This is a genomic window from Dolichospermum sp. LEGE 00246 (assembly GCF_015207865.1).
In the GTDB taxonomy this organism is placed as follows: Bacteria; Cyanobacteriota; Cyanobacteriia; order Cyanobacteriales; family Nostocaceae; genus Dolichospermum; species Dolichospermum heterosporum.
On sequence record NZ_JADEWA010000578.1, the window covers coordinates 1 to 2,905 of the forward strand.

A 2,905-nucleotide genomic window follows, 5' to 3' on the forward strand; every position below is an offset into this window, starting at 1 on the left:
GATGCTATTTTTGGTGTTTTTCTTTTTTGCCAATGTATTTTCTCGATAATATGTTATTTTTTATTCTCAATTTTATTTCTTGCCTATGTAATTCCACTCCTGTGACAGTTGGGGTGCGGAATGTGGGATAAAAACAATCAGGGTAATTCCATAAGAATTATTCCACAGTTTAACGTTAGTCACGAAAAGAAAAAATGATAAAATCTTGTTTCAATTATCTTCAGTTTTTAGGGAATATGTGAGAAATTCTTCTAAAGTTGACAATCATCAATTTTAGAAGAATAAGCTCTAATTTGTTAAAGCGATTTGAGGTAAAACTTGATTTAATTTCCCACTACGATAACCTTCTAAATCCAAGGTGACATAGATAAATCCCCAGTTTTGAAATGCGGATACTAAAGTTGGTAAATCTGTAGTCGAGACAAAATCTTTAATTTTATCTGGTGATAATTCAATTCTGGCTGTGTCACCTTCGGAACGAACCCGTAAATTTTGCCACCCCAGGTTTCGTAAATAAATTTCGGCTCTACCTACTCGCTGTAATTTGGCAATGGTAATTTCTTCACCGTAGGGAAAGCGCGAACTTAAACAGGGTTGAGCGGGTTTATCCCACCAAGGTAAACCTAATTGTTGGGAAATTTGCCGAACTTCGGCTTTAGTCACCCCAATTTCTGCTAAAGGCGATCGCGCACCTCTTTCTTTTGCAGCTTGAATTCCGGGACGATAATCATGTAAATCATCGGCATTTACACCATCTACCACATAAGGATAACCCAACTCTAAAGCCAAGGGTTTGAGAGTGTCGTGTAATTCGCTTTTACAAAAATAACAACGATTAACTGGATTAGATGTGTAATTGGGATTGTCCATTTCCTGTGTTTGGACAACTTTATGAGAAATTCCGATAGTTGCGGCTTGAATTTTCGCGTCTTCTAATTCTTCTGGTAATAGAGAAGGAGAAACCGCAGTTACAGCCAAAGCGCGATCGCCTAACACATCATAAGCAATCTTAGCCACCAATGTACTGTCAACCCCCCCCGAATAGGCTATTAAAGCCTGATCCATTTCTGTAAATAACTCTTTTAACTGCTCTAGTTTTTCTGTCCAACTCATTCTACTAAAACCCCATAACGCCTAATCACTTCTATTTTAGTCATTGATTACAATGAAAAATAAAATTAAGGAAATACTCGCATATTACAAAATGAAGTGCGGAATGTGGGATTGAGAATAGGTTTTTATGGTATTTTTGGTGATTTACTGTTTCTCAAATGCCTTTTTTCACTCTCTATGTTGGTTTTTATGCTCACTTGGATTTTTTTCTCCGTATTTTTTCTCTATGACAGTTGAGGGTGCGGAATGTGGGTTATAGTTCCACGGTTTAAGGATATTCTCATCAATTGACAATTAAGTTTTTTCAGCGTGCCTTTCGTTAGGTATAAGCAAGTTTTTTAGCTTTTATTGTTCTCGTAGTACATACGCGAACAAAATATTTTTGAATTCACCCCCTATCTCCCCTTAACCGAGCAGTATTGCCCCCCTATCTTTAACGAGAGATCAAGGGTTTCGATAATTTTAGAGGGGGGGAGTGAATAACTACCCAGCACGTCAGCACAGCAACAAAAAGAGTCAGAGATAGCAATTGGAACAAGAATTATACACAGCTTTTTACACGAGAAAAGAACAAGTGCATCTGCCAAATTAACCAAGACTTTACGCGCCAAGCTGCCATTGATAGGTGTTCTGTAGATGATGGTGAGGATAAGTCAAGGCTATTTTGGTCATAGTGTAACCATTTGGCTGGTAGGTGTCCCATCGGTGTCATGGGGGATAATTGAAAAGTTAAAGCCTCGTAATCTAACCATTTTCCATCTTTTCGCCAACCCAGACGATCGCCTAGTTTCTTTTCTGTTTCATAGTCTATTTGACCACCCATTTCACTCCAAATTGTTTGTTGAATCTTAAAGCCAAAATAACCATAACTGTATTGTTCCCAAAGTCGATCAATAATATGTAAATCTTGGCAAGGAAAGCTTTCAATATCTTCTTGATAAACTTCATTCCAGTAATTCTTTTTCATGACTTTTAGCATTAATTTAGCAGTTTCCATATCAGCTTCTTTCCACTGATTTTGTGCCAGCAGATCCCGCAATCGGGTATAGTCAATATCTTGATTGGTAAAAAATTCTGGCTGGGAACTAATATGATCATTAGCTACTTCCATTAATTCTGTTTTTTTAGTCGTAGCCAGAGATGGTACAGAGATAAAATTTACTTCTGCTTTGTCTAGAGTTTGGATTTGATCAGTTATTTGTTGAGATATATAATTTGAAATTAAATCAATACCTTGACCTAAAAAGACACCATTTTCACTTATTTCAAAATTAGGGATTTGCCAATTTAATAATTGAGATTGAATTAAGGCATCTTTTAATCTGGTGTTTTTCTCATAACTTTTTACCATAAAATCGAGAAATGTTTGATAAATACCTTCATTTTCTTCGATCTTAAATAAATTTGACTGATAATTTAAAATGTTATCCCCTAGACTTTTAATATCTCCAACAGTTGCATAAAAATATTCATCTACTTTCATCACCTCATCTATTAAAGATTGAAAGGGACTAAAATAATCTTGAATAGAATCTTCAAAATTAATGGCATTATGGGCAAGTTTAGCTATTTCCTGACGAATCTTATAAGCTTTCTGTTGATATTCATAAATTTCTTGATATACTGCTAAATCTTTTACTATTTGCTGCACAATTTGTTTTTGATACTGGGCATCTTCTGCCAGTTTACTAATACCTTCACTAATTAATTTAATTTTTTCTAAAGTTAATAAATAAGCATTGCTTAAGATGATAACAGCTTTAAAATTTTCTTTCTTTTCCCATATTAATTC

General features: G+C 35.0%; 2 protein-coding genes. Both read right to left on the bottom strand.

The window, feature by feature from the left end; genetic code table 11:
* Nucleotides 1-288 precede the first annotated feature (288 nt).
* Nucleotides 289-1,113: an ATP-dependent sacrificial sulfur transferase LarE gene (larE, locus tag IQ228_RS24225; protein WP_027403955.1), complete on the bottom strand. Its 825-nt coding sequence runs from the start codon at nucleotides 1,111-1,113 to the stop codon at nucleotides 289-291.
* Between the two features lie 541 nt (nucleotides 1,114-1,654).
* The coding region (locus tag IQ228_RS24230) for a GUN4 domain-containing protein (protein ID WP_193964721.1) at nucleotides 1,655-2,905 on the bottom strand (1,251 nt) is incomplete at its 5' end.